The 25,415-nt window shown below is 38.8% G+C and carries 25 protein-coding genes, 1 pseudogene and 1 riboswitch; of the genes and pseudogenes, 17 read left to right on the top strand and 9 right to left on the bottom strand.

Features of this window, described 5'->3' with window-relative positions; translation table 11 throughout:
* Window positions 1-45 precede the first annotated feature (45 nt).
* Window positions 46-1,026, bottom strand: coding sequence for a DmpA family aminopeptidase (locus tag ACTWQM_RS13960; RefSeq protein ID WP_443258771.1), 981 nt, complete (start codon window positions 1,024-1,026; stop codon window positions 46-48).
* 175 nt (window positions 1,027-1,201) lie between these two features.
* On the opposite strand from ACTWQM_RS13960, the gene ACTWQM_RS13965 reads away from it, so the two are divergent.
* Genes ACTWQM_RS13965 through ACTWQM_RS13985 form a run of 5 tightly spaced genes read left to right on the top strand, consistent with a single transcriptional unit; the run spans window position 1,202 to window position 5,004 of the window.
* Window positions 1,202-1,849, top strand: a complete 648-nt coding sequence (locus ACTWQM_RS13965; protein ID WP_443258772.1) for a hypothetical protein — start codon at window positions 1,202-1,204, stop codon at window positions 1,847-1,849.
* Window positions 1,849-2,592, top strand: a complete 744-nt coding sequence (locus ACTWQM_RS13970; RefSeq protein ID WP_443258773.1) for a cytochrome c biogenesis CcdA family protein — start codon at window positions 1,849-1,851, stop codon at window positions 2,590-2,592. Before ACTWQM_RS13965 ends, ACTWQM_RS13970 begins: the two co-directional genes overlap by 1 nt.
* Before the next feature lie 17 nt (window positions 2,593-2,609).
* Complete coding sequence (locus ACTWQM_RS13975) at window positions 2,610-3,209, top strand: peroxiredoxin family protein (RefSeq protein ID WP_443258774.1); 600 nt, start codon at window positions 2,610-2,612, stop codon at window positions 3,207-3,209.
* A 39-nt stretch (window positions 3,210-3,248) separates the two neighbouring features.
* The gene (locus tag ACTWQM_RS13980) at window positions 3,249-3,932 is read left to right on the top strand and encodes a response regulator transcription factor (RefSeq protein ID WP_443258775.1); all 684 of its coding nucleotides are present in this window, start codon (window positions 3,249-3,251) and stop codon (window positions 3,930-3,932) included.
* Window positions 3,919-5,004 (top strand): sensor histidine kinase, encoded by a 1,086-nt coding sequence (locus tag ACTWQM_RS13985; RefSeq protein ID WP_443258776.1) that lies wholly within the window; start codon window positions 3,919-3,921, stop codon window positions 5,002-5,004. Before ACTWQM_RS13980 ends, ACTWQM_RS13985 begins: the two co-directional genes overlap by 14 nt.
* A gap of 293 nt (window positions 5,005-5,297) precedes the next feature.
* Here ACTWQM_RS13985 and ACTWQM_RS13990 read toward each other — a convergent pair whose 3' ends face one another.
* Both ACTWQM_RS13990 and ACTWQM_RS13995 read right to left on the bottom strand, forming a co-directional pair.
* Complete coding sequence (locus tag ACTWQM_RS13990) at window positions 5,298-5,663, bottom strand: DUF2804 family protein (protein WP_443258777.1); 366 nt, start codon at window positions 5,661-5,663, stop codon at window positions 5,298-5,300.
* Entirely contained in the window at window positions 5,551-6,183 is a 633-nt protein-coding gene (locus tag ACTWQM_RS13995) for a DUF2804 family protein (RefSeq protein ID WP_443258778.1), read from the bottom strand. The genes ACTWQM_RS13990 and ACTWQM_RS13995 overlap by 113 nt, the downstream gene beginning before the upstream one ends.
* A 371-nt stretch (window positions 6,184-6,554) precedes the next feature.
* Window positions 6,555-6,702, top strand: a riboswitch (FMN riboswitch).
* Between the two features lie 240 nt (window positions 6,703-6,942).
* Here ACTWQM_RS13995 and ribD point away from each other — a divergent pair.
* The 6 genes from ribD (at window position 6,943) to ACTWQM_RS14025 (ending at window position 12,514) form a co-directional block, all read left to right on the top strand.
* The gene (gene ribD, locus ACTWQM_RS14000) at window positions 6,943-8,052 is read left to right on the top strand and encodes a bifunctional diaminohydroxyphosphoribosylaminopyrimidine deaminase/5-amino-6-(5-phosphoribosylamino)uracil reductase RibD (RefSeq protein WP_443258779.1); all 1,110 of its coding nucleotides are present in this window, start codon (window positions 6,943-6,945) and stop codon (window positions 8,050-8,052) included.
* Window positions 8,033-8,683, top strand: a complete 651-nt coding sequence (gene ribE, locus ACTWQM_RS14005) for a riboflavin synthase (protein WP_443258780.1) — start codon at window positions 8,033-8,035, stop codon at window positions 8,681-8,683. The genes ribD and ribE overlap by 20 nt, the downstream gene beginning before the upstream one ends.
* Before the next feature lie 18 nt (window positions 8,684-8,701).
* Entirely contained in the window at window positions 8,702-9,904 is a 1,203-nt protein-coding gene (locus ACTWQM_RS14010; protein ID WP_443258781.1) for a bifunctional 3,4-dihydroxy-2-butanone-4-phosphate synthase/GTP cyclohydrolase II, read from the top strand.
* A gap of 14 nt (window positions 9,905-9,918) precedes the next feature.
* The gene (ribH, locus tag ACTWQM_RS14015; protein WP_443258782.1) at window positions 9,919-10,392 is read left to right on the top strand and encodes a 6,7-dimethyl-8-ribityllumazine synthase; all 474 of its coding nucleotides are present in this window, start codon (window positions 9,919-9,921) and stop codon (window positions 10,390-10,392) included.
* Between the two features lie 63 nt (window positions 10,393-10,455).
* On the top strand, window positions 10,456-10,629 hold the full coding sequence (locus ACTWQM_RS14020) for a hypothetical protein (protein ID WP_443258783.1): 174 nt from the start codon (window positions 10,456-10,458) through the stop codon (window positions 10,627-10,629).
* Window positions 10,630-10,633: 4 nt separating this feature from the next.
* Complete coding sequence (locus ACTWQM_RS14025; protein WP_443258784.1) at window positions 10,634-12,514, top strand: ABC-F family ATP-binding cassette domain-containing protein; 1,881 nt, start codon at window positions 10,634-10,636, stop codon at window positions 12,512-12,514.
* Window positions 12,515-13,192: 678 nt separating this feature from the next.
* Here ACTWQM_RS14025 and ACTWQM_RS14030 read toward each other — a convergent pair.
* On the bottom strand, window positions 13,193-14,914 hold the full coding sequence (locus tag ACTWQM_RS14030) for a DNA-binding protein (RefSeq protein ID WP_443258785.1): 1,722 nt from the start codon (window positions 14,912-14,914) through the stop codon (window positions 13,193-13,195).
* A gap of 82 nt (window positions 14,915-14,996) precedes the next feature.
* On the opposite strand from ACTWQM_RS14030, the gene ACTWQM_RS14035 reads away from it, so the two are divergent.
* From ACTWQM_RS14035 to ACTWQM_RS14060, 6 genes and pseudogenes are all read left to right on the top strand, one after another.
* Window positions 14,997-16,049, top strand: coding sequence for a C45 family autoproteolytic acyltransferase/hydolase (locus tag ACTWQM_RS14035; RefSeq protein WP_443258786.1), 1,053 nt, complete (start codon window positions 14,997-14,999; stop codon window positions 16,047-16,049).
* A gap of 73 nt (window positions 16,050-16,122) precedes the next feature.
* Window positions 16,123-16,257, top strand: coding sequence for a hypothetical protein (locus ACTWQM_RS14040; protein WP_443258787.1), 135 nt, complete (start codon window positions 16,123-16,125; stop codon window positions 16,255-16,257).
* 11 nt (window positions 16,258-16,268) lie between these two features.
* Window positions 16,269-16,490, top strand: coding sequence for a hypothetical protein (locus ACTWQM_RS14045; protein WP_443258788.1), 222 nt, complete (start codon window positions 16,269-16,271; stop codon window positions 16,488-16,490).
* A 143-nt stretch (window positions 16,491-16,633) separates the two neighbouring features.
* Window positions 16,634-17,237, top strand: a pseudogene (locus ACTWQM_RS14050) (TerC family protein); the annotation flags it as partial.
* Between the two features lie 199 nt (window positions 17,238-17,436).
* Window positions 17,437-18,108: a hypothetical protein gene (locus ACTWQM_RS14055; RefSeq protein WP_443258789.1), complete on the top strand. Its 672-nt coding sequence runs from the start codon at window positions 17,437-17,439 to the stop codon at window positions 18,106-18,108.
* A 191-nt stretch (window positions 18,109-18,299) separates the two neighbouring features.
* The gene (locus ACTWQM_RS14060) at window positions 18,300-19,502 is read left to right on the top strand and encodes a DUF5667 domain-containing protein (protein WP_443258790.1); all 1,203 of its coding nucleotides are present in this window, start codon (window positions 18,300-18,302) and stop codon (window positions 19,500-19,502) included.
* A gap of 42 nt (window positions 19,503-19,544) precedes the next feature.
* Here ACTWQM_RS14060 and ACTWQM_RS14065 read toward each other — a convergent pair whose 3' ends face one another.
* The 5 genes from ACTWQM_RS14065 to kynU all read right to left on the bottom strand — a co-directional run bounded on the left by ACTWQM_RS14065 (window position 19,545) and on the right by kynU (window position 25,412).
* On the bottom strand, window positions 19,545-20,885 hold the full coding sequence (locus tag ACTWQM_RS14065; protein ID WP_443258791.1) for a CoA-disulfide reductase: 1,341 nt from the start codon (window positions 20,883-20,885) through the stop codon (window positions 19,545-19,547).
* A 335-nt stretch (window positions 20,886-21,220) separates the two neighbouring features.
* Complete coding sequence (locus ACTWQM_RS14070) at window positions 21,221-22,564, bottom strand: sodium-dependent transporter (RefSeq protein ID WP_443258792.1); 1,344 nt, start codon at window positions 22,562-22,564, stop codon at window positions 21,221-21,223.
* Window positions 22,565-22,643: 79 nt separating this feature from the next.
* A complete protein-coding gene (gene kynA / locus ACTWQM_RS14075) occupies window positions 22,644-23,480 on the bottom strand; it encodes a tryptophan 2,3-dioxygenase (RefSeq protein ID WP_443258793.1) in 837 nt (278 codons plus the stop codon).
* Between the two features lie 13 nt (window positions 23,481-23,493).
* Window positions 23,494-24,126 carry an arylformamidase gene (kynB, locus tag ACTWQM_RS14080; protein WP_443258794.1) on the bottom strand — a complete coding sequence of 211 codons (633 nt, stop codon included), beginning with the start codon at window positions 24,124-24,126 and terminating at the stop codon, window positions 23,494-23,496.
* Window positions 24,126-25,412: a kynureninase gene (gene kynU / locus ACTWQM_RS14085; RefSeq protein WP_443258795.1), complete on the bottom strand. Its 1,287-nt coding sequence runs from the start codon at window positions 25,410-25,412 to the stop codon at window positions 24,126-24,128. The genes kynB and kynU overlap by 1 nt, the downstream gene beginning before the upstream one ends.
* Window positions 25,413-25,415: the final 3 nt, after the last annotated feature.

A 25,415-nucleotide genomic window follows, 5' to 3' on the forward strand; every position in this document is an offset into this window, starting at 1 on the left:
TTCTAATTAACAACAGGATTTAAGCGAAATCGATAAAGTTCACAATTAACGAAGCGGTGCTTTCTCTACAAGTCGTCCACTTCGTCCTTCTGTTGTTTCAGCATTTTTCAGCGAACTAATAACAGCTTCTTCAGTCACTTCAATCACTGCTTGAAATAGTTTATTCATAATAGGATGGTCATCACGAATAAAAGACATGCTCTCCAACTCGACGGTTGCATTATGATCATATGTATTCGCTGTAGAAAAAGCGATTGCTATATCGCCGCTGCCATTGTCGATATGACTTCCAGTTCTGCCCAGTCCAGCTGCACATCGCTTAGCAAGTCGTTTCAGCTGTCGATCATATAGTGGTGCATCGGTTGCTATAACCATCATAATTGATCCATCAGGTGTATCCAGTTTCACGCTGCTGCCTAAATCTGCGAATAAGGCATCATCCCGTTTGCCGAAATTACTTAACACGAGACAGCCGACAGTGTACGCCTCTGCAAGTCGTGATGCTGTACCGATTCCACCTTTATACCCGAAACAAACCATCCCTTTTCCTGCACCAACTGCACCTTCTTCAACAGGTTTACTGTTAGCGCTCTCTATCGCTTGAATCGCGTGCTCTGCCTTTACGGATTGCAGTCGAATTGAATTCAGATAGCTATCATTACATTCACCTACCACAATATTGAGTGAACTTGTTGAGTCGCCAATTTCTTTATTTTCATTGAGCATATATTGGAGTGTCCCTTGCCAAACGGATCCTACACTGAGCGTATTGGTAAGCATAATTGGTGATTCAAGTAAGCCTAACTCTTCTACTTGTACAAGACCTGCAGTTTTTCCATATCCATTAATAACGGAGCTTGCTGCACGAATCTTGTTCGAGAAAATATTACCTGCATGGGGCAGTATAGCTGTAACACCAGTACAAACCGTATCCTGTTCATTCAGTTTTTCGTACAACGTTACATGTCCAACCAGTACACCCCCAACATCGGTAATACAATTGGTTGATCCTTTTGGTAACTGCATCTGAACCACTCCTTCTATTTCTGTTATTTTACCAGTATTATAGCATTTGTATGTATTCTGTAATTATTTGTATAAACTCCAAATAGAATTTTTTCAAACAAGATTAATACTTTCATCAAACTTTCACAAAACTTCTTTATAATTAATATAGAAATGGAAACATGGAGGTTGTACTATGCCATCAGCTTGGGTATTAACTAACGTCGCAATCATTGTAGTAAGTGTTCTTGCAGGATTAATGTTTTTTTACATAATCAGCCCGTTAACAAAAACAATGAAAAAGCAACATTTGGAAGAAATAATATCATTACTTATTAATTTTGTCATTTTTATATGGGTTGGAAAGATCCTCTTAAACTTAGCAGTATTCGTAAAAGATCCACTCGCCATACTAGCGTACCCAAGTAATTCACACGCCTTTTATGTTGCAGCTTTCATTCTACTGCTAAACGTTGGCTATAAGGCAAAGCGCAAAAAGATCGATACAATTCCAATACTGGCATCGTTTGTTCCAGTTTTCCTAGGTGCATCTTTCGTTTATGAATTCATCGAGATTACCTGGAACGGAAGCAGCTTAGCATGGGGGCACCTGGTATTACTCACGGTGTTGATTTTCATCTATATATTTGTGCATGAGGTGGTATCAGCTCGTGTTGCAGCGGGTTGCTTCTTTGTTGGCTGGAGTTTGGGGCAATTGCTTCTAACTTTCTTCCTGCCATTTACAACGTTATTTGGCTATATGATGGCTCGCTGGTTTTTAATCACTATTTTTATAATGAGCTTTGCATTGTTGAATTATCATAATAGAAAGAAGGTGTCATGATGGGTGCTGCTGCGGATTTGACAATTTGGCTGGCGTTGGGAGCTGGGATTCTATCATTCCTCTCTCCTTGTACACTGCCGATTTTTCCGGCATATCTTTCTTACATTACCGGGATGAGTGTGAAAGAGCTGGAAAATAACAATGATATCAGGATTAGAAGTAAACTATTGATTCATTCTTTGTTCTTCTTATTAGGTGTATCAACGGTATTCATAGGCTTAGGTATTGGGGTTTCATTTTTGGGTCAATGGATTCAAGGAATGCTGACAGGAGAATCCGGATTATTCATCCAGCGAATTGCAGGTATATTTATCATTGTAATGGGGCTGTTTGTTGCTGGGTGGCTTAATATTACATCATTTATGAAAGAAAAGAGACTTCGCTTTACGAAAAAACCAGTTGGCTATCTAGGAACTGTTTTTGTTGGTATGGGGTTTGCGGCAGGATGGACACCGTGTATTGGTCCTATTTTTGCATCAATATTGGTTGTTGCAGCAAGTAACCCGACTCAGGGCTCTCTTTATACGATTATGTATGTAATAGGTTTTGCACTGCCATTTCTGATTTTAACGTTTTTCCTTGGGTCAACACGCTGGATTGTACGCCAAAGCCAGAAGATCATGAAGGCAGGAGGAGCAATCATGATTCTTATGGGGGTACTTCTGTTTACTGGTCAAATGACACGTATTTCAAATTTTCTGCTTAAGCTCGTTCAGGATACGTGGTTAGCTAATTTAGGATAGGAATTGGAGGTTATCATATGAAAAAAACAATTATAATCGTTATTATTACCGGAATGTTTGCCTGGGCAGTATACGATGTAATAAACAGCTCTAAGGATACGGCTAATAGTGGAGATTATGTTGTAGAGAAAGATTCAACAGAGGAAAATGCGAATGAGGATAGCTCAAATGAGGATAGCGAAGATAATAATAAGGTAGGCCTTGAAGTAGGGAATATCGCACCAGATTTTGAACTTACCACGTTAAATGGTGATACTGTAAAGCTATCTGATTATCGTGGTCAGCGGGTTATGGTGAACTTTTGGGCGACCTGGTGTCCACCGTGCCGCGCGGAGATGCCTGATATGGAGAAGTTTCATCAAAATAAAGATATTACTATTTTAGCGATTAATCTTACTGAAACAGAAAGCACGAAAAGTGATGTCACAGAGTTTGTCGAAAAATTTGAACTGACATTTCCGGTATTAATGGATGAAACAGTGAAAGTAGCAAATCAATATCAGATACAACCTATCCCTTCATCATTTATGATTAATTCGAACGGAAGAATTCAGTATAAGGCATTAGGTGCCATGAATTATGAACTAATGGTTCAGGAATTTGAAAAGATGAAATAGATCCTCTTTATAGCTTAAAATAGACAAGAGGTGTTTTAGATGAAACAAAGTATTCTAGTCGTAGAAGACGATCCGATGATTCGTGAACTGGTAAAAATACACTTGGAAAAAAATGATTATGACGTGATAGAAGCAGCTGATGGTGAGGAAGCGAAAACTGTTTTTTTAGAATACCATCCTTGCTTGGTTATCCTTGATTTAATGTTGCCTAAAGTAAGTGGTGAAGATTTCTGTGCATGGGTTCGAGAACAGGAGCGTAATGAAGTTTCCATTATTATGCTGTCAGCGAAAGCAAAGATTGAAGATAAGATTGAGGGATTGAAAATGGGGGCAGATGATTATGTCACGAAGCCATTTGACCCGGATGAACTCATGGCACACGTTGAAGCGGTGTTGCGACGGACAGGTCAATTTTGCCAAAAAATTGTACATGAGGGGTTGTGTATTAAGCCGCGAAAAGGTGAAGTGCTTCTTTACGATAAATCAATTAAGCTAACGAAGTATGAATTTGATCTGCTGTATTTATTTATGCAAAACCCAAACATGGTACTCAGCCGTGAGCAATTAGTCATGCAAATCTATCCATATGCAGATCATACAGTGCTGGAGCGTACGATAGATGCACATATCAAAAAGCTGCGGGAAAAGATTGAGGATGATACATCCAAACCAAAGCGCATCCAGACTGTTCGGGGAATGGGGTATATGTTTGTCAATACGTAATCAGATCAAGTCAAGGTTACCAAAAGGATTTCTTTGGCGCTTATCTGCGTTGAATTTTCTTGTTGTTGCTTCTGCAATTGTCGTCAGTGGACTTGCAATTTATAATACGGCATGTTTTTTAATGGATGCCATGGGCGGGCTAGAAGAACAACGCCAGGAGCAATTCAATGCAACATTATTCAATTATTTGTGGATATTTATTATTACAGCGATTGTTACGGGTAGTTTATTGCATTTTTATATGACCAAGAAACTGATAAAGCCAATTCGCAGCTTAATAGAGTCTACGAAGCAATTAAAAAAAGGCAACTATCCCGATCCTGTTGAGGTGACATCCCAGGATGAAGTAGGCGAGCTTGCTGTCCAGTTTAATGCTCTAATTCAACAGTTGCATATGAATGATCAGAATCGCCAAAAGCTTGTTTCTGATCTATCACATGAATTTCGAACACCATTAACCAATTTAAATGGATATCTTCAATCATTGGAGCGAGGTGATATCGAGGGGACCCAGAAGCTGTACAAGTCATTGTATCAGGAGTCACGGCGTCTCACAGGTATGATGGAGCAACTGGAACAACTTAAGGAATGGGATTTTGCCAATTCGCAAACTTATACCAAAAATAGAGAAGTTGATATTACTACTCTAGTTGGTCAATGTGCTGCGATGTTTAACTTGCAATTGGATGAAAAAAATATTGCCTTGTCTGTAAATGTCCCCTCATGTACTTTACTTATTCATGAGGAAGGTACTCAGCAAATTATCAGTAATCTCTTGGAGAACGCTATCCATTACTACAATGGTGAAGGGGCAATTACTGTTCATGGCGAACGACAAAAATCTGTTTATCAAATTGCTGTATGTGGTCCAAGTGGTTTTATCCCAGAACAAGAACAGGAAAAAATATTTGAACGATTTTATCGGCTTGATACATCCAGAAGCAGCGATATAGGTGGCAGCGGCCTAGGGCTTGCGATAGCCAAAGAAATAGTAGACCGACATGGCGGGGAAATTGGTGTAACCTCTGAAAAAAATAAAAACACTTTCTGGTTTACGTTGCCGTTTGCGTAACAGGGGCAATGGGTGAAACGAATTGTGGCTTGTGGGTTGGATGGTCGTACAACCCTTCTCAACGGGTCTCGCTAGCCCGTTTTTCCACGGTATTCCCACAAATTACCATCCAATCATAGATCAGAAAAGCCGGATTCAGTCTTCACGGCAATTATTCAGTCTTTATCTGTCGTTTTGTAGGATAATTCAGTATCCAGCCAAGTCTATTCAGTTTTCAACGGATTTTTTCAGTTTTCAGCAGTTATTTTTTGTATGAACTGGTTATCCGTCCGCGGAAAGAGCGTAATCATTCCTTACCACGTAGCTTTATGTTCTTCAATACAGCCTAAGAGCCCATCAACGACCAGCGTTTCGTCATTATTAAGTGAAACCTCTCCATAATAATGACCAACAACCTGATGGACTTCCGATTTCACGACCAGCACATTAGACTTGGCGGTTCGTTCAAAAAATGGTTTGAAAGTTAGACGGACACTGTCTGACTGAATCCCCCAAGGTTTCATATAATTATTGGAATGATAGATGAACGTTACATCTTCACTTATTTTAGTGATGTTGCCATTTAAAATAACGGCATTCTCCGTTGAGCCGGTATGATCTGTCCATTGTCCGCCAAAATTCAATCCAATTACATCCTGACCCTGTCGCCCGGATGCCATCCCCCAGTTCCATGTACTTTTTCTTGGCTAGCCCCCCCCGGCCGTAATCGAGTACTGCAAAGTCTGATTCAGGATTAAAGGTCCCAGTTTTATCACTGACAGAGAAGCTTCCTTCAGCAGGAAGACAATTTTGCTTTGCAGTGAACTGAAACTTATCATTACTCCAAGGGACTACAACATTTAATGTATCCAGGTTTTCGGGATAGTGAATTTTTATATCCGCTTTTAATTCATCACCACCGAAGTCAGTGCTGCTAACTTTTAATGTTACATGATCTTTATTCCATATAAAAAATAGCCCCATGTCTTTATGTATAGCCTCAACAGAATCTTGAACTTCTTCAGGCATTGTATAGTTCTTTCCAAAGGGTACTAAAAAAGTTTTCTCATAAAAGTTGTTTGTTTCATATTCTAAGAAATAGACAAAACACACTACGGAATAATCAAGATGGCTGATTGTAGCTGAAAACATGGCTTCCCTACCAAACACACACCAATAATTCCATTTTTTCTTTCGCATATAGTGTCCTGATAGATTTGAAGTAATCAATGGTTTTCTTGCCCAGCCAATACATTCTTTATTTAATCATCCATTTTTATTGCAAAGTAAAACAGATTCTGTGATTTCTCTTTCGTTATTGCTAGTCATGTCAAACACTCCTTTTATAAGTAGTTCGGCATTTTGAACAGTTTTCCTGCAAAAATTTTCTTTATATGTAGTTCTACTCTACAATCGAATCCCAGACTAAAAAAGTGGCATTCATTTTTTAAAAATTTAATACCACTTTCTTCTTTTGTTGTACGATTGTAATGGTAAGAGGTATACGGTAAGCTATATTTTTGCATTTCCAAAATGTTCAGTGCTATACTATCTTTGAAACTAAATACGTAATATTCCTTCGGGGTCGGGTGAAATTCCCAATCGACGGTGATGAAGTACATACTTCTTAGTCCGTGACCCGTGCGGTTTTTAAACCAAGCGGTGGATCTGGTGAAACTCCAGAGCCGACAGTTATAGTCTGGATGGGAGAAGGAATTTTTCAGGTAGTTCGCATGTTTTACTAAAAATGATAAGGCAATGTTATGTGACAGTTAAGAAAGTCTGAATACTTTCATACTGCATCAGTGTAACTAAAAGCTTGTCGACAAGCCAAGTTTTTTATTGTATTCATTTTTAGTCAAACATTTTGAAGATGCGCTATACTAAAAATTCTACCCTTTTGCCTCTGAAGCTTATTCAGAGGCATTTTTAATTGGTTATTATAGGGAGGATCTAGAGATGAACGATGAATATTATATGAATATTGCTTTAAATCTTGCAAGAACAGTATCTGGGCAAACAAGTCCTAATCCTCCAGTGGGCTCTGTAGTTGTCAAAAATGGAGAAATGCTAGGATTTGGTGCACATCTAAAAGCGGGTGAGTCACACGCAGAAGTGCATGCACTTCATATGGCAGGTGATAAGGCAAAAGGTGCGACGATTTATGTCACCCTTGAACCTTGCAGTCACCATGGCAGAACACCGCCTTGTGCTGAGCTGATTGTTGAAAAAGGAATTAATCGGGCAGTCATAGCTGTTACAGACCCGAATGAAAAAGTAGCTGGACGCGGGATTGAAAAGCTGCAGGCTGCAGGTATAGAAGTGGAACTTGGTGTCGCGGCGAAAGAAGCTGCAGAGATAAACAGTGTTTTTTTTCATTATACAAATACCAAAACTCCTTATGTCACAATGAAATCTGCCGTTAGTTTAGATGGCAAAACGGCCACTGTAACTGGTGACAGCAAATGGATAACTGGAGAAGCGGCAAGACTCGATGTACATCACTATCGACATACACATGATGCAATTCTTGTTGGTGTGGAAACTATCATTGCTGATAATCCAAGTCTTACAACGCGCATCCCAAATGGTGGGAAGAACCCAACTCGAGTTATTCTGGATACGTCACTCCGCACACCATTAGATGCTGCTGTTTTAAATGATCAAGCAGCAGGTACATGGCTTTTCACCGGGAAAAGTGTCACGGAGAAAGCAATCGCGTCATTTAAGGAGAAAAGCGGGGTTGACGTTATTCAATTGGAGCAATTAACTATTGAAAATGTACTGTATGATTTAGGGTCTAAAGGAATAATGTCATTGTTTGTGGAAGGTGGATCTACGGTTAATGGTTCTTTTTTAGAAAATGGGCGAATTAATCAATTATTAGCCTATATGGCTCCGAAGTTAATTGGTGGTAAAACAGCTCCAACATCCATTGAGGGTAATGGATTTCAATCGATGGCAGATACATTTCCCTTGGATATTACGAATGTAGAAATGATTGGTCAGGATATAAAAATTATTGCGGAACCGAGAAAGGAAGAAGCAGATGTTTACAGGAATAATTGAAGAGATGGGCACCGTTGAAAAAATGAAACGTGTTTCTGAGCAGTCAGTGGAAATGACGTTAAGTTCCGCTAAAATTATGGAAGATGTTCATGTTGGCGACAGTATTTCAGTAAATGGAATCTGTTTAACGGTCACGAATTATTCTTCAACTAATTTCCAAGTCGATGTTATGCCCGAAACGATAAAATCAACTTCATTAAATGCGTTAACAGAAGGATCAAAGGTTAACCTGGAAAGGTCAATGGCTGCAAATGGCCGGTTTGGCGGACACTTTGTATCTGGCCATGTTGATGGCACTGGAAAAATCACTCGGAAACAAAAGCAGGAAAATGCTATTTATTATGATATTGAGATTCCGGAAGAACTAGTGAAATATTTCATGATGAAGGGCTCTGTTGCTGTAGATGGTATTAGCTTGACAGTATTTGACGTTGGGCAAAGTGCATTTACGATATCGCTTATCCCGCATACTGTAGAAGAAACTGTACTAGGGGAAAAAGACGAGGGTGATGTGGTGAATATTGAATGTGATATGCTCGCAAAACATGTGCAAAATTTACTTAATCATCAATTAGACGATCATAAAGATGGTTTTAATCAAGCATTCCTAAATAGAAATGGACTTATTTAAGCAAAGGAAGTGGAGACTATGTTTAACAAAATAGAGGAAGCGTTAAAAGATCTGCAAGCAGGAAAACCAGTAATCGTTGTTGATGATGAGGATAGAGAAAATGAGGGAGACCTTGTTGCCCTTTCTGAAAAGGCTACACCTGAAGTTATTAACTTTATGATCACCCATGCAAAAGGGTTAGTATGTACATCAATCAAAGCGGATTTAGCCAAAAAAATCAATTTGCCTATGATGACAAGCCAGAGTAGTGATCCATTGGGAACTGCATTTACCGTAAGTATTGATCATGTTGATACAACAACAGGTATTAGTGCGGCAGAACGTTCCAAGACGATTAGGGCATTGCTTGATCCAGAAATCAAAGCGGCTGATTTTAAACAGCCTGGTCATGTATTTCCACTGGTTGCTAAGGATGGAGGCGTATTAACTCGTCCTGGTCATACAGAAGCATCGGTAGATCTGGCAGTGTTAAGTGGAGCTTTTCCTTCTGGTGTAATATGTGAAATAATCAATGATGATGGAACAATGGCACGTGTTCCTGATTTGAAGGAAATGGCTGAGAAATTTGACCTCAAATTCATCACAATTGAAGATTTGAAGGCTTTCCGAAAACAGAATGAAGTTCATGTGACTCGTGCTGTTGAGACAATTTTGCCTACTGAATTCGGGATGTTTAAAGTATACGGCTATACAAATGATCTTGATGATAAAGAGCATGTTGCGCTCGTTAAAGGTGATATTCACTCTGATGCGACGGTACTGGCAAGGGTTCATTCAGAATGTCTGACTGGCGATATATTTGGTTCCTACCGTTGTGATTGCGGGCCACAGTTACACGAAGCATTGAATAAGATTAATGAAGCTGGTGCAGGTGTTTTAGTATATATGCGCCAGGAGGGCCGGGGAATCGGACTAATTAATAAACTAAAAGCATATCAGCTGCAAGATGCTGGAATGGATACGGTTGAGGCAAATGAACAATTAGGATTTGCACCGGACTTACGGGAATATGATTTAAGTGCACAAATTCTAAAGGACTTAGGTGTGAAAAAGGTTGATTTATTAACCAACAATCCGAAAAAAATGACGGCACTTTCGTCGTATGGAATAGAAATCGGAGCACGTGTTCCAATCCAAACTGGCACACGAAAAGAAAACGAAAGATACATGCATACAAAATTTGATAAAATGGGCCACTTATTCAACTTTCATAATAATTAAAGGAGACGATGATAATGGGGAGAACATTTGAAGGAAAGCTAGTTGGTACAGATCTGAAGGTAGGAATAGTTGTCGCACGTTTCAATGATTTTATCACAAGTAAATTACTGGACGGTGCTGTTGGTACGCTTCAAAGACATGGTGTACATGAAGAGAATATTGATGTAGCTTGGGTTCCGGGTGCATTTGAAATCCCCTTAGTTGCCCAAAAGATGGCGATGAATAATAACTATGATGCAGTTATAACGCTTGGGACTGTTATCCGTGGATCCACTCCGCATTTTGATTATGTATGCAGTGAAGCGGCAAAAGGTGTTTCTAATGCATCATCCCAATCTGGTAAACCTGTGATTTTTGGTATAATAACGACTGAAACTATTGAACAGGCTATTGAGCGTGCAGGTACAAAAGCAGGTAATAAAGGTGCAGATGCAGCAGTAGCGGCAATTGAGACTGCGAATGTTGTGAAGGAAATTGAAGTTGACTGACAGCCGGCATCTGAATTATTTTTGTAAGGGGAGATAGATATTAAATTTTTAGGCTACCAAATCTTGGGTGTAGGTGTTATATGGATAGGGATGGCTTTCTTTTTCTCAGAAATGGATCAGGTAAGCAAGTTAATATTTTATATGGGAACATCGTGGCTATTATTTTTAATCATTATTTTTTTGAAGAAGATACTGAAAGATCGTAAAGGTGACGAGGATTCAACAATAGGAAGGTAATGTTATGCTCACTATCGAAAATTTATATAAATCATATGGCGATAAATTATTGTTTCAGGATGTTACATGTACAATTACACAAAATGACCGAATTGGTCTGATTGGCGTAAACGGCACTGGGAAATCAACTTTTTTAAAGGTGATTGCAGGAATGGATACACCTGAAAAAGGGGCGATTAAACATGCCAAAGATTACCAAATTGAGTATTTGGCACAGGATCCGGAACTTGATCCGAACCTGACAGTAATTGAACAAATATATTATGGTGAATCAACAATAATGAAGGTTATGCGGGAATATGAAACAGCTCTTCAGGCCTTGGAAGAAGACTCAGCTAGTGAAAAGGCCCAATCTCAATTGCTCAAAATGCAACAGCAAATGGATGAACAGGAAGCATGGGAGGCTAACACTTCTGCCAAAACAGTTCTGACAAAGCTGGGAATTACTGACTTTCATAAAAATGTTACTGAATTATCCGGGGGGCAGAAAAAGCGCGTGGCTATTGCCAAAGCACTTATTCAGCCTGCAGATTTATTGATTTTGGATGAGCCGACAAACCACCTGGATAATGAAACAGTTGAGTGGCTTGAGAAGTTTTTAGTTACCTATAAAGGAGCATTGCTGCTTGTCACCCATGATCGTTACTTTTTAAACCGTGTAACAAATCATATCTATGAGCTCGATAACGGCAATCTATATGTATATCAAGGAAACTATGAATTATTTCTGGAGAAAAAGGCAGAGCGTGAGGCTCTTGAGGCTAGTGATCAGGTAAAACACCAAAATACGCTGAAAAGAGAGCTTGCCTGGCTCAAACGTGGACCTAAAGCCCGGGGAACCAAGCAGAAGGCACGTATTGAACGTGTGAATGACATGCAGGAAAAGAACTTCAATACCAGTAAACAAAATGTTTCATTCCAAGTGGGCTCTACCCGTCTGGGCAAAAAGGTTATTGAAGTGCAGGGGATTGAGAAATCATATGAAGGCAAAGAACTGATACATGACTTTGATTATCTGGTTGTTCCTGGAGAACGTCTTGGTATTATTGGTCCGAATGGTTCTGGAAAAACAACGTTATTGAATATCATGGCTGAACGGGTTCTCCCTGATCAAGGAGAAGTTGAAATTGGCGAAACGGTAAAAATTGGCTACTATACCCAGGGGGAGGAAGAACTTGATACGAGTATGCGGGTAATAAATTACATTAAGGAAGTTGCCCAAGTAGTTCATACAAAAGGTGGCGAAGAAATTACTGCCGAACAAATGCTGGAGCGGTTCCTATTCTCACGTTCTGAGCAGTGGACGTATATTAGCAGACTTTCAGGTGGGGAGAAACGACGCCTGTATTTACTGAAAGTCCTTATGACCGAGCCTAATGTATTATTTTTGGATGAGCCAACAAATGATTTGGATACACAAACGTTAGGCGTACTTGAGGACTATTTAGACCAATTCCCTGGTGTTGTAGTTACTGTTTCGCACGATCGGTATTTTTTGGATCGTGTTGTTGATCATTTACTGGTTTTTAAAAATAATGAATCCATTGAGCGTTATAAGGGAAATTACAGCGAGTTTCTGGAACATGCAACAAAACAAAAAGAGTCACAATCGTCTGCTTCTGTTAAGGAAAAACCTAGAAAGCAACAGAATCGGAAAAAGATGTCCTATAAAGAACAGAAAGAATGGGAAACAATTGAGGATGAGATAACCGAGTTGGAAGCTTCCATTGAGGTGATTCAGGAAGGTATTAATAACGCAGGAAGTGATCTTGAAAAAGTACAAAAGTTCTATGAGCAGCAGCAGGAAGCTGAAGATAAGCTACAGGCAAAAATGGAACGCTGGGAAGAACTTTCGGTATTAGTGGAAGAAATGCAAGGGAAATAAAAAAGATGTGGCCGGGACATAACTAAAACTTTCCATTTTTAAATACGAATAATACCAGGATAGGATGTTTAGAACGTTCATTTTCAATGGTGGGATCTTATACGTAGTTGATGTGAAATGCTAAGTAGCGAAGTTTTTCTTTAGTCTAATGATGGTTGGGAGCTTAAATACGTTTCGGCAGAATACTTCGCTTTCCATGGGTACGACCTCAGCCTCCTCAGAAACACAGAACGCTTCTTCCGAGGTCTTCGGAACGTGCTGTTCCCATAGGAGTCTACGTATTCTGCCTACACTGATAGAGATTTCCTGATTACACGCTGAAGTGTTCCCTATGACTAATAAGCATTGATTAATTTACAGGTTAAAGTGAGCAAAACCCAGTGGAGGAAATACACGTAGACTCCTGTGGGAGCTGAGGCCTAAATGAGACTACGTAGCGACGTAGGAGCAAGGAGGCTCATCAGCACGCCCACGGAAAGCGTAGTGTATTTCCGAAGCGGCGTCATAACAATCAGCTATTTTTCCATGTTACTTCGCACTTAAAATCTAATCAGTAACAAAAAAATCCGAACTGATTCGAATTCTTTTTCAAGAATTTTCGAATCATAGTTCGGATTTTACTTTGACTAAAACACTTTTGTCTTAGCCTCATTTTATGCATTTAAAAAAACAGCTTCCTTACTTCGGCAATTGATCAATTTCTATTGAATCAACAATACCAGTTCCATTATCCCGTATGTTTGCTTTGAGTTCTACGTTATCTCCTGCTTGCAGGAATAAGGCAAGTGGTTCTTTTCCAGCATTAATGGTATAAATTGTCTGGTCATTTTTTAACAGGAATTGAATGACTTGACCAGTTTTCTGCGTTGATGTCACTAATACACGGTTAACTTCGCCACTAATAGTCTCAAGTGCTGACTCATCGGATGCCTCAACATTACTTGGATCCTGAGCAAGCTGCAGCCGATACGCCTCTAATGTTTCTCTCGCTGTTTCACCAAACACAACAAAGTCCGCATCACCCGCTTTGATATATGCATACTGTTTGAATAAACCATTCGGATCCAGCACGTTAACAACCCATGTTGGATTACCGTCAATGTTATAGAGTATCGGCATAGATCCGGTCCAGTTTTTCTCCGGATACTGTTTGTTTACGATTTCTTTTGCACCTTTACTGTCCATAATTCCATTGTTTTTCTTTCCATTGTAATAGGTTAGCGCACCTGTACGAGCATTTATTAGTGTATAACCTAATGCAGAGTCAATATTTTCCCTTGGTGATGCCATATCAGTAAAGTAATGCATATCTCCTTGTTCATCAAAAATAGGAGTTACACTGCTTTCAGTACCTGATTCATTCGGTATTTTAACATCTTTTTTTCCAAAGATAGAATTTAACCATCCGTGGACATATTTACCGAAATACTCATTTTCATCTGTCGCAACATCAGAACTAACTGATCCATCGACAAAATCCGGGGCTTCATTTGTTTTGTATTTACTTACTTCACTCGTAACAGGGTCAACAATAGCAACATGCAGATTTTGCATATCCGGTTTGTTCGTTATGGCGATTGGCTGATATAACGTTTGAACATACCATGGCTTACCATCCTCGTCAACTTCGATTTGAGCTTCACCGCTTGGAATATAGTTTGGGAAAGCACCATATATAGTACGTTGAACATTATGGTTTAAGTAACTGGAATTGGTGTACTTCATGTTACTATCGATAAATTCTGGCTGAGCATTAATGTTGGTAGCAGATATGGTGAAAAAGCCTTCCGTTTCTTTACCACGAAAATACTTCCAAAAACCTGTGAACTCAAGGGGAGCCACAAACTTAATTTGACCATCGATCTTTTGAACTTGTAATTTGCCTAGATCGTAAAATTGTGTGTTAGGAACAACACCCATCGATTTTTGAATTTTATTACGCGCGACTTCTGGTGATACTGCTATTGGTGTAGCATCCTCATCCAATGGTTTTGCTTCTTCGACATCTTCCTTTTCAATTGATTCATACGTGTCATCCAGTGTAAGAATTCCTAATACAATTATGGTTGGAACAGCCAATACAGCAAGGATAATAATTAGTCCTAATATGGATTCATATGTTCCTTTCGCCTTCTTTTGAAGTTTGGTGGAGGTCATTCCATATACCAAAAAGATTCCTCCACCAGCTATCGCAATATTAGAAATCACCATATTTGGTACGGTAATTGGCAGCAGAATAAAGTAATTCATAATTCCACCGATTATAAACAGGACCGCAAAAACTATTCCTGCAATTTTACTTGTAACTACTCGGGATTTATTATTCTTTGCAATTAGGATACCAGCTAGTACCACATATAATATGAATGATAAAATAGTAGTTGTTAAGATTCCTATCATGATTTCAGCTCCTATGTTGTGATATGTTACATATATACATACGGAATTAGGAGAAATAAGTTTCATGATTGGGGCGTTATTTTTGAAAAGAATTTATAGTGATATTTTGCAATTTAAAGGAACTCATTACGATTTCGGATATAAACAGGGGGAACTTTTGAAAGGCTCGTTAACGGTTAAAAATCGTAAGAAACAGTGGCGGGTGCGAAAGCCACGTTTTATAATTGACATAAATGAAGTAGAGCAGGCAATAAAAAGATTTGCTCCGGGAGTTTGGGAAGAACTTGCAGGCATGCAGGATGCACTTGAGTGGGACATGCATGACATTCTTCAGGACTTTGGGGGATACAGGCTGGAATACACTAAAAGCGGCTGTTCTATTTTCACAGGCAATGACTTTATGATACGCAATTATGATTATCATCCTAAAACGTATGAAGGAAGGTACACTATATTCCAGCCAAGTGATCATGGCTATGCTGTAATTGGACCTTCACAGCGAATAACCGGTCGGATGGATGGGATGAATGAAAAAGGTCTTGCTCTAGGCTATAATTTTATGCACCGCAAGAAGCCTGGCGATGGATTTATATGCAATATGATTGGAAGGCTTATCTTAGAAAGCTGTGCTGATGTTAATCAGGCGGTTTCAATGCTTAGGGAAATTCCGCATCGGCACTCGTTCAGCTATATTGTGCTGGATAAAAATGAGGAAACCTTTGTAGTTGAAGCGACGCCAAGAGGGGTGGAAGTACGCCAGTCAAACGTCTGCACAAATCATTTTGAAATAATGAAGGATGAGAATCGTCACCACTTGAATGATTCATATAAAAGAATGGACGCAATAAGGGCACAACAACAGACTGCAACAGATGCCTATAAAGCATTTCGTATGCTGAACGATACGGATAAGGGTGTTTTCTCCAATCAATATAGGAACTGGTCTGGAACGATCCATACTGCAGCTTATTTTCCGAAAGATCTGAAGGCTTGGTTTGCCTTAGGTGGCGATCAGGATCCTGTTGTCTTTGACTTTGCAGCTTGGTTGCGTGGTGAGAAAATATCAACAAAATATGTTATAGGAGAGGTTGACACTGATTTGCCTTTTGTTCACATGGATGAAAATGTAAGATAGAAAATTAAATTGTCATCATCTGTTCGTATATTCTCATGGTATAATAATTTTATAAGAAAAGGGGGTGAATAAAATGCAAATGGAAGATAAAATAATTGGGATGCTTGAACAAATTATGAGTAAGCAGGACGAGCATAGCGAGAAATTGGATGAGCACAGTCAGAAGCTTGATGAGCATTCAAAAATATTAGGTGGGCATACTGAGTAAGTAACCATGCCTTGATATTAGAAGAACATGGACAAAATCTTTCTGCCCTACGATCTGGTCAAGAGCATTTAAAAGCTGAACTTGATGGTATGAAAATATCTAATGCAAAACAATTTGGTTCCTTAAAGGAAGATATGGGCGACTTGTCCGCCAAAGTAGTTCTTCTTCGAGATGAATCATGGGAAAACAAGAAAAGTATATATCGAATGCAAAAGACAATGGGTATGCAGTAAAACCTATGATTATCCCTTTACACTATCTTCTTCACCACTCCTAGATGAACACTACACTATATATTTCCTCACATTGCCACCTGGAATCCTGTCTGCTTTACAATTATACAGAAAATAGTATAATATATTCGGTCTGCAGAAAGATGGCAACTATCTTGCTAGGAATTGAATTCACATCTGAATCGATTATAGCATTGCTTAAGATTATTGCTATTGATATCGTACTATCTGGTGATAATGCGATTGTAATCGCTATGGCGACAAAGGGTTTACTGAAACATCAACAGAATAAGGCGATTTTTATTGGTACAGGTGGGGCAGTCGTTTTACGAATATTATTCGCAATTTTGATCGTTTACTTACTACAAATTCCGTATGTACATTTAATTGGAGGAGCACTATTATTATGGATTGCGTATCATGTACTGGTTGATGATGAGCCAGAAGCTAATATTTAAGTTGTCAGGTACTATGATGAAAGCTGTTGGTACAATAATCTTGGCTGACGCTGTTATGAGCCTTGATAATGTTGTCGCAGTAGCAGGTGAGGCACATGGACATGTTGGTATGATTGCGCTGGGTGTTGCAATTAGCATTCCAATCATGATTCTTGGCTCGAAATTGATTGTACAAGTTCTCGAAAAACATCCATGGATTGCTTATTTTGGAGCGGGTATTCTTGCTTGGACTGCCGGGGAGATGATTACTGGAGATGCATTCGTTATTGATTTATTAAACCTGCACCATTGAACTTTTATGTATGCTATAATGGCGAGAATCACGATAGTAACCTTAATAATTGGGCTATCTGAAAAACAATAAACTAGCTTAGAAATCATTATTAGTAGAAAATGCATTTGGGTTTTCCGTTGATTAATGTTTAATTTTAGTAGTATTAAGGGAAAATAAGAATGTAATAATATATACAAAAGGAGGTAAACTTATAATGAAGTTATTTCAGGTAAGGAAGGGTCAGTTTGTTTTTTACAAAAATGAACTTCATAAAGTATATTCGGTTAAGCCGATGTTTAAACAATCTGTCCACTTATATCGTTTAAAAGATATGCAGCAGATACTATCCAAAGCGAGCGAAATACATCCGTATAAACCAAAACACAAGGATACGTTTATTTTTTATGGTAAACGGTACACAGTCGATCAAAATAGAAAACCTGAACCAGGTGATTATATTTTAATTATTAAACCTGCCCCAGACTTTCTCGATCATTACGCATTAAATGAGATTGAAAAAGTTGATAATGTAGAAGACGGGAACGTTGTTACTACTAGAGATAATGGGGTTAAACATAGTGAATACGTTGTTATGGTACCAGGTAAAGCGGAGGACAGTGAAGATATATCATATTATGATAAGGCGCTTGTATCTGAGGAACAACAGCGAGAAGATGAATCACCGGAGTTTCTTGCAGAAAAGGATAGTGAGATGAAGCCTGTTGTGGGTGACATATATCTGGACAATCAAACTAATACAAAGGCAATGATTGTTGCAATGACAGAAAACGAATTAGTTTTCGGTCATGGTGTTCGCGTTCATGTAAGTGAAGTTTTAGATGAAGATAAATATAGATTAGTTTACCGATTTGAAGAAGATCTATAGAAATTACTCCTGAAGGTTTGTGCTTTCGGGAGTTTTTTATTTCTCTCAAACGGATTTTTGTGAACCAGGACTTTATACATGGTTAGAAGTAGGTATATTTCATTATTTTTACAAAAAGATTACAGAAACATACATAAAATACTATAATAACTCGAAATATGTAATAAGTTTAAAAAAGGAGGAATAGTTTCATGCAATTATCCGAAAAATTTATTAAAATTGTTGTAAGTGCAATGCTGGTTGCAACATTCGCATTAACAGCAGGACCTGGTATGGTATCTGCGAGTGTCGACCAACTAACTGTTAAAGAGACAGAAAGTGAGACGGAAGAAGGTACCAATGAAGAAGGTACCAATGAGGATGAAGATGGAAGTGAAGAGGAAGCTGATGCACCAAATTTAATTCCTGGGGACTTCTTCTATTTTATTAAAACTGTAAAAGAGAATATTCAATTAGCGATTACACTTGATGATTATAAGGAAAGCCAATTACTGGCTGAGTTTGCTGCAGAGCGAATTGCTGAAGCAAATGAACTTATTAACGCTGGAAAAACAGAAGAAGCAACTGCTCTTCTGGAAAAAGCAGTAGCAACACAGCAGGAGGCAGAGGAAAAGCTTGATGGCTCTGAAGATTCCAATGAGACTGCTGATGGTGAGACTGATGCGGAATCAGATCCAGAAGAAGGTACGGCAACTGAAGAGAATACCACAACAGAAGAAGACGGAACACAATCTGAGGATGGTACTACTGAAACAGATGAAGCCGTGGCTGAAGATGACACAGGTGAGGAAACAGATAAAGTAAAAATTAATCTTGCAAATAACATTGATGCTTTATCAGCTGTACTAGCAAAAATCGATAATCCGAATGCACAGGCCGCGATAATGAAAAACATTCAAAAATCGTTTGCAAAACTAGCAGAAAAAATTGAAAAACGTGCTGGTAATACGGAAGAGTCAGATGAAGAAACAGAAGAAGAAACTACTGAGCCTGAAGCAGATGAAGAAGAATCCGTAAATGAGGATGAAAACGAGCTAACTGTGGTAGCTTCTGAAGTGGAAAACGACAATAATGAAACAGATAAAGCTGCCGAGAAGCTAGCAAAAGCAGAAGAAAAAGCAGCTGAGAAACTAGAAAAAGCTCAAGAGAAAGCCGAAAAGGCAGAAGAAAAGGCTGCCAAGAAATTAGAAAAGGCTAAAGAGAAAGCAGCAAAGGCAGAAGAAAAAGCAGCTGATAAATCCGAAAAGAAACAAGATAAAGCAGCTAAGAAATTAGAAAAAGCGGAAGAAAAAGCGGAAGAAAAAGCGGAAGAAAAAGCTGAGAAAAAAGCTGAAAAGATACAAGAAGAACTAGAAAAGGCACAAGAAAAAGCCAATAAATCAAAAAATAACTAATATTCAAAAGCACCAGGATTTTTCCTGGTGCTTATCTTTTTATTATTCCAGCATACTACCTGCCTTGTACCCAATGATATTTATAGGATCTTTTGGTGATGAGTATGGTGGTGCGTATCCGAGTTCAAGTTCTGCCAAGTCTGCAACAGATATTTTCCCTTTCATCGCTGTGGCAATAACGGCTAGACGTTTATCAGCGCCATCCTCGCCAATGACTTGTGCTCCAATAATTTGACCGTTATTTTCATCAAAGAGGATTTTCATGCTAACTTTCTCGGCACCAGGATAGTAACCTGCATGTGATAATGATTCATGGGTTACTTCTTTAAATGGGATTGCTAGTTTATTAAGTGCATTACTACTGTATCCGGATACTGCAACACTCAAATCGAACACTTTAAAAATAGCTGAACCTTGTGTCCCATTATAGGCCAAATTGTTATCCTGCAGATGATTTGCGATAATAAAAGCCTGTCGGTGTGCCGGCCATGCTAATGCTACATGGCGTGGTGTGTCAGTCAAATAGTCCTTCGTTTCAACCACATCCCCTAAGGCATATATATCGGCATCATTCGTTTGCATATATTCATTTACTTTTATTGCCCCAGTTTCACCAATATCCAGTGAACTATCCTTAGCAATTTTGGTGTTCGGTGTAATACCAACGGCCAGTATGGTCATGTCAGCCTGAATACTTTTTCCACTGCTTAAGTGCAGAGTTGATCCATTATTGGAAAATGAATCGAGGCCATCCTCTAAGATAAGATTAACGCCTTTAGCTTTTAAGTGATCTTGGATAATTCCGGCCATGTCTTCGTCTACCAGTTTCATTACTTGTTTGGAACGGTCAACAACAGTACATTCTATGTTTAATGCTTTTAGGTTTTCTACCATTTCAAGACCTACGAAACCGGCACCTATAATCGCACAAGTGCGTGGTTTGTTTTTATTAATAAATGCATAGATATCGTCCATATCTGGAATGGTGTGCAATGTAAATGTTTGCTCAGGATTTAATCCTTTTAGGTCGGGTTCTATAGCGGAAGCACCAGGTGAAAGGATTAGCTTGTTGTAGGTTTCGTGTAGGATTTCTCCATTATATTTATATTCAATTTGCTTTTTTTCACGATTGATGGAAATAACTTCTGAGTCTGTATTGAGATTTATATTATATTTTTTGGCAAAATCATGATTATCCACTAGTAAATCATCACGTTCATCAACGGTTCCACCAATGTAATAAGGCATTCCACAGTTGGAGAAGGCTACATAATTTCCTTTATCAAAGAGTATGATTTCTGATTCCTTATCAACACGGCGAATCTGTGCTGCAACTGTTGCTCCACCACCAACACCGCCGACAATAATAATTTGGTTTGTCATTTTTATTCCTCCCATTTTTTAAATTCCCCTTAATCCATTTTACTAATCATTTATGAATAAAGCTGTTTTAAAGGTTTTAGGGCCTGTGGTATGTTTGTACTCAAACTGGCAGAATTATACAATAGAAGGATAAAGTATTGCCATTCGGAATAAGGATCCGCCAAACAATCGAAGCGGATCCTCATTCCGCTAAATAGCAGAAAAAGTGCTCTTGGGAGGGTGAGACGGATCCTCGTTCCGCTGATAAATGGGTTTTTCAACAAAAGGCCCTTTGAATACTATTAGCAACAACAAAAAAGCCATGAAAAAAAGATGCCAGAATCGGCATCTTTTTTTCATAATATTCCCAATGAACCTAAGAATACAATCAAAATTGTAATAGGCACTAACCATCGCATTATTTGGAACCATAGCTGATACATACTTGGTGACAAATTATTGCTTGCATTGAATTCACGTCTCATCAATGTTTTATCCATCTTAAATCCAATGAACAGTGCAATCAATAAACATCCACCAGGCAATAGTATATTACTCACGAGAAAATCACTTGCATCAAAAACTGTCAGGTTGAATATTTTAAAGTTGGCCAAGGTGCTCGACGACAGTGCAGCTGGTATTCCTGCGATAAAGACTATCAAACCAGCAATCCATGCCACCTTTTTACGTGACCGTTGTTTATCGGCAGTAAAAGCAGACGTAATAATCTCCAGCATACTAAATGATGATGTCAATATAGCAAACAGGAATAATAATAAAAATAAGCTTAAAAATATTTCGCCAAAAGGCATTTGCGCAAACGCTTCAGGTAAAACCATGAACAATAATCCCGGCCCTGCTGTTGGCTCAAGTCCAAATGAGAATACGACAGGGAAGATAGCTAAACCAGCTAACAGGGAGACGAAGATATTCATAATTGATACAGACCCTGCTGAAAATGGTAAGCTAACATCTTTTCCTAAGTAGGAACTATACGTAACCATTACCGAGAAGCCTACCGCTAAGGAGAAGAAGGACTGCCCTAATGCATACAAGACACTTTCCCCGGTTATTTTGGAAAAGTCAGGCTGCAGGAAGAATTTCAAGCCTTCTGAAGCTCCTTCAAATGTGACGGAGCGAATAACTAGTACAATAAAAAAGATGAACAATAATGGCATTAATAATTTGCTTGCCTTTTCTATACCGCCTTTAATACCAAATGTAATAACAACAATATTGATGATTAAAAATAATCCTAAACCTAAAATCGTAATCAATGGATTTCCAGTAATCATACCAAATAATTGCTCATAGTTGGCGTTATCCTTAATTACTAAACCAGGGATGGATAATGCACTGTAAATAAGTACCCATCCACCTACTACACTGTAAAACGACATAAGGACAAATGATCCAAAAACACCCAAACGGCCAATGATTGACCAGCCACTTTTAGGTGCAAGCTTTTTAAATGCACTAATTGCTTCTTTTTGTGCCCCGCGTCCGATTATAAATTCAGAGATTAATAAAGGAAGGCCGATGACAATTGTAAACGCAATAAAAAGTAGAAAAAAGGCGCCGCCACCATTCATTCCAGTCATATAGGGGAATTTCCATATTGCCCCAAGACCTACTGCCGCTCCTGTAGATGATAAAATAAAGCCAAGTCTGGATGACCACTGATCTCTGTCTGAACTCATATTATGCCTCCCTTTTCTATCATGTTGTTGAGTATTATATCATTATTTAATCTATGCGCAATAAAAAATAGACAACGATTTATATTTTAGTTCTTAAATCCCACAATTCAGGGAAGAAGTAGTGATCTAATACTTGTTTCAGGTAACCTACTCCAGATGAACCGCCTGTTCCCGTTTTATGTCCAATAATCCGTTCGACCGTTTTCATGTGGCGAAACCGCCATTGCTGGAACCAATCTTCAACATCTACCAATTTCTCTGCAAGCTGATAGAGCTCCCAATGGTCGTCTACATTCCGGTATACTTCCATCCAGGCCTGTTCAACTGAATCATTCTTTTCATATGTTTCTGAGAAATCACGATTCAGCACATCTGGATGAATATCAAAACCTTTACGTGCTAATGCTTGAATCGAAACGTCATAAAGCCCTGGTTTATAATAGGCGTCTTCCAATATTGCATGGATCTCTGGATCTTTTTTGTAAATCTTAAGGATATGTGGTGTTTTATAACCTAAAACAAATTCGACTAGACGATACTGATAGGATTGGAATCCGGATGCATTGCCAAGTTTGTCACGGAATTCCATGTATTCGGCAGGTGTTAATGTTGAAAGTACATCCCACGCCTTGATGATTTGTTCCTGTATTTTAGAAACACGTGCAAGCATTTTAAATGATGATTGCAGATCGTCTTCCTGTATTGAGGTAACAGCAGCTTTTGTTTCGTGGATAATCAATTTAAGCCAAAGCTCACTGACATGATGAATAATGATAAACAACATTTCATCATGATGCCCGGATAAACGTTTCTGGCTAGTTAGTAACTGATTTAACTGCAAGTAATCCCCGTAGTTCATATCTTCCATAAAATCGGTATGGATATCTTCTTCATTCGTGAAATTATTATCGCTCATAGAATCTCCTCCTTTAAGTAAGTGGTTTTAATACAGCACGAACCGGACTGGCATCAGCGCCTGCAATAGCAAGTGGAACAGCTACAAGCTCGTATTCTCCAGGTGTAACGTGATCGAGCATAAGGTTTTCGAGAATAAAGATTCCATTATCATATAACGCGTGATGGGTAGCCAAATCCTTACTATCTGGAGCATCCACTGAAGGCATATCGACGCCGATCAGTTTCACGCCTTCTTCTTTTAAATGTAGAGCAACACTAGGGTCTAAATCCGGCATTTTATCTGGGAAGCGGTTTGGTTTATTTGGCAGAGAGGTATGCAACAACACTCTCGAGATACCTTTGAAATCAAAACCCTGCAAAGTTTCGGCTGTAATTTTTTCAACATGACTAACATCAATTACTTTTGCTATTCCAATCGCTAGATTTAACTCAAGCTCATCTATCGTTTTTCCCTTTGAATCATAGTGAAAAGGTGCATCAATATGTGTTCCGGTGTGTAAGCTTCCTGTCATTTGTCCGACATTCACTGATCCCGTTTGTTCTATTGAGTAGGTAAGTGAATAGTCAAAGGGCGTGTCTCCTGGAAAGTGTGCCATATCATTTGATAATGGCTGTGAGATATCAATCCACTTTGATTCTGTCATTATGCAATAACCCCCCGCTTGTTTTCATATCTTTTATAGCGTTCTTCCTTCATAATTTGTTTAAGAATATGAACAGTTTCCCACACTTCTTCAAATGTATTATACAAAGCAACAGGGGCAAGGCGAATTCCGTTTGGCGTCCGAAAATCCGGTACGACGCCATCTGCTTTCAATGCTTTGCAGATCCGGGCAGCTTCCTTATGCTCAAGGAAAACATGGCCACCACGTGTGATCTCATCTGTTGGATTAGCTACTGTAAAATGATAATCGGATAATTCACTGTCGATTAGTTCCATTAAATAATTTGTAAGCTCAAGCGATTTTTGACGAATCTGTTTAATGCCTGCTTCCTTGAACATTTCCAGAGAACCAAGTAATGGTGCAGCACTTAATAAGTGTGGTGTACCAATCTGATAGGCACCTGCGTCATTAGCCGGTGTCAACGTATGCTCCATATCGAATTGTTTTTCTTTTGCAGAACTGAACCAGCCAGCAAGTCCTGGTTCATGGCCGAAATGTTTTTGATTAACATACAGACCAGCAACACTTCCAGGACCAGCATTTAAATGTTTATAGGTACACCAAAATGCAAAATCAACGTCCCAATCGGATAGTTGGTGTGGTATCGCTCCGATCGAATGACACAAATCAAAGCCGATTAGAATATTGCGCTTATGCGCTTCCTGCGTTAACCGTTCCATATCAAGAATTTGCCCGCTTCGATAGAGAACTCCTGGCAGTACAATTAAAGCTACATCATCAGCCATGGCTTCTATGATATCTTCTGTCTCAAGTGTATTTCCATTACTGCTTTTGACCTGAATAAGGTGTTCATCCGGATCATAACCCTTTAGCTTCAATTGACTTTTCAGAGCATATATATCAGATGGGAAATTCAACTCATCTGCAAGTATCTTAGTTTTCTTTTTGTTCGGTTTATAAAAGCTTGCAACAAGCTGGTGCATATTTGTCGTTGTGGAGCCTGTAACAATTACTTCATCCTTTTTAGCTCCTATTAAAGGTGCGGTCATCGATCCTAATTTTTCGGATAAATAAAACCATGGATGTTCACCCTTTGTCCATCCATTAATCGCATATTCTTTCCACGCGTTGACGGCGACATCCACCGCTTGTTCAGCCCGCTTAGAAAGGAGCCCTAATGAATTGCCATCTAAATAGATAGTCCCATTTGATGTATAGAACTCCTTACGAAAATCTTTTAAGTTATCTTTTTGATCTAAATGGATCGCATATGTTTTCTCCGTGTTCATATCATCATACCTCATTTG

The organism is Virgibacillus sp. L01, assembly GCF_052246775.1.
Classification (GTDB): Bacteria; Bacillota; Bacilli; order Bacillales; family Amphibacillaceae; genus Lentibacillus.

Bases quoted from the DNA above. Each gene is read 5' to 3' on its own strand.
- ACTWQM_RS13960 (WP_443258771.1), bottom strand. From the start codon at position 1,026: ATGCAGTTACCAAAAGGATCAACCAATTGTATTACCGATGTTGGGGGT.
- ACTWQM_RS13965 (WP_443258772.1), top strand. From the start codon at position 1,202: ATGCCATCAGCTTGGGTATTAACTAACGTCGCAATCATTGTAGTAAGT.
- ACTWQM_RS13970 (WP_443258773.1), top strand. From the start codon at position 1,849: ATGGGTGCTGCTGCGGATTTGACAATTTGGCTGGCGTTGGGAGCTGGG.
- ACTWQM_RS13975 (WP_443258774.1), top strand. From the start codon at position 2,610: ATGAAAAAAACAATTATAATCGTTATTATTACCGGAATGTTTGCCTGG.
- ACTWQM_RS13980 (WP_443258775.1), top strand. From the start codon at position 3,249: ATGAAACAAAGTATTCTAGTCGTAGAAGACGATCCGATGATTCGTGAA.
- ACTWQM_RS13990 (WP_443258777.1), bottom strand. From the start codon at position 5,663: ATGGCATCCGGGCGACAGGGTCAGGATGTAATTGGATTGAATTTTGGC.
- ACTWQM_RS13995 (WP_443258778.1), bottom strand. From the start codon at position 6,183: ATGCGAAAGAAAAAATGGAATTATTGGTGTGTGTTTGGTAGGGAAGCC.
- ribD (WP_443258779.1), top strand. From the start codon at position 6,943: ATGAACGATGAATATTATATGAATATTGCTTTAAATCTTGCAAGAACA.
- ribE (WP_443258780.1), top strand. From the start codon at position 8,033: ATGTTTACAGGAATAATTGAAGAGATGGGCACCGTTGAAAAAATGAAA.
- ACTWQM_RS14010 (WP_443258781.1), top strand. From the start codon at position 8,702: ATGTTTAACAAAATAGAGGAAGCGTTAAAAGATCTGCAAGCAGGAAAA.
- ribH (WP_443258782.1), top strand. From the start codon at position 9,919: ATGGGGAGAACATTTGAAGGAAAGCTAGTTGGTACAGATCTGAAGGTA.
- ACTWQM_RS14025 (WP_443258784.1), top strand. From the start codon at position 10,634: ATGCTCACTATCGAAAATTTATATAAATCATATGGCGATAAATTATTG.
- ACTWQM_RS14030 (WP_443258785.1), bottom strand. From the start codon at position 14,914: ATGATAGGAATCTTAACAACTACTATTTTATCATTCATATTATATGTG.
- ACTWQM_RS14040 (WP_443258787.1), top strand. From the start codon at position 16,123: ATGCAAATGGAAGATAAAATAATTGGGATGCTTGAACAAATTATGAGT.
- ACTWQM_RS14055 (WP_443258789.1), top strand. From the start codon at position 17,437: ATGAAGTTATTTCAGGTAAGGAAGGGTCAGTTTGTTTTTTACAAAAAT.
- ACTWQM_RS14060 (WP_443258790.1), top strand. From the start codon at position 18,300: ATGCAATTATCCGAAAAATTTATTAAAATTGTTGTAAGTGCAATGCTG.
- ACTWQM_RS14065 (WP_443258791.1), bottom strand. From the start codon at position 20,885: ATGACAAACCAAATTATTATTGTCGGCGGTGTTGGTGGTGGAGCAACA.
- ACTWQM_RS14070 (WP_443258792.1), bottom strand. From the start codon at position 22,564: ATGAGTTCAGACAGAGATCAGTGGTCATCCAGACTTGGCTTTATTTTA.
- kynA (WP_443258793.1), bottom strand. From the start codon at position 23,480: ATGAGCGATAATAATTTCACGAATGAAGAAGATATCCATACCGATTTT.
- kynB (WP_443258794.1), bottom strand. From the start codon at position 24,126: ATGACAGAATCAAAGTGGATTGATATCTCACAGCCATTATCAAATGAT.
- kynU (WP_443258795.1), bottom strand. From the start codon at position 25,412: ATGAGGTATGATGATATGAACACGGAGAAAACATATGCGATCCATTTA.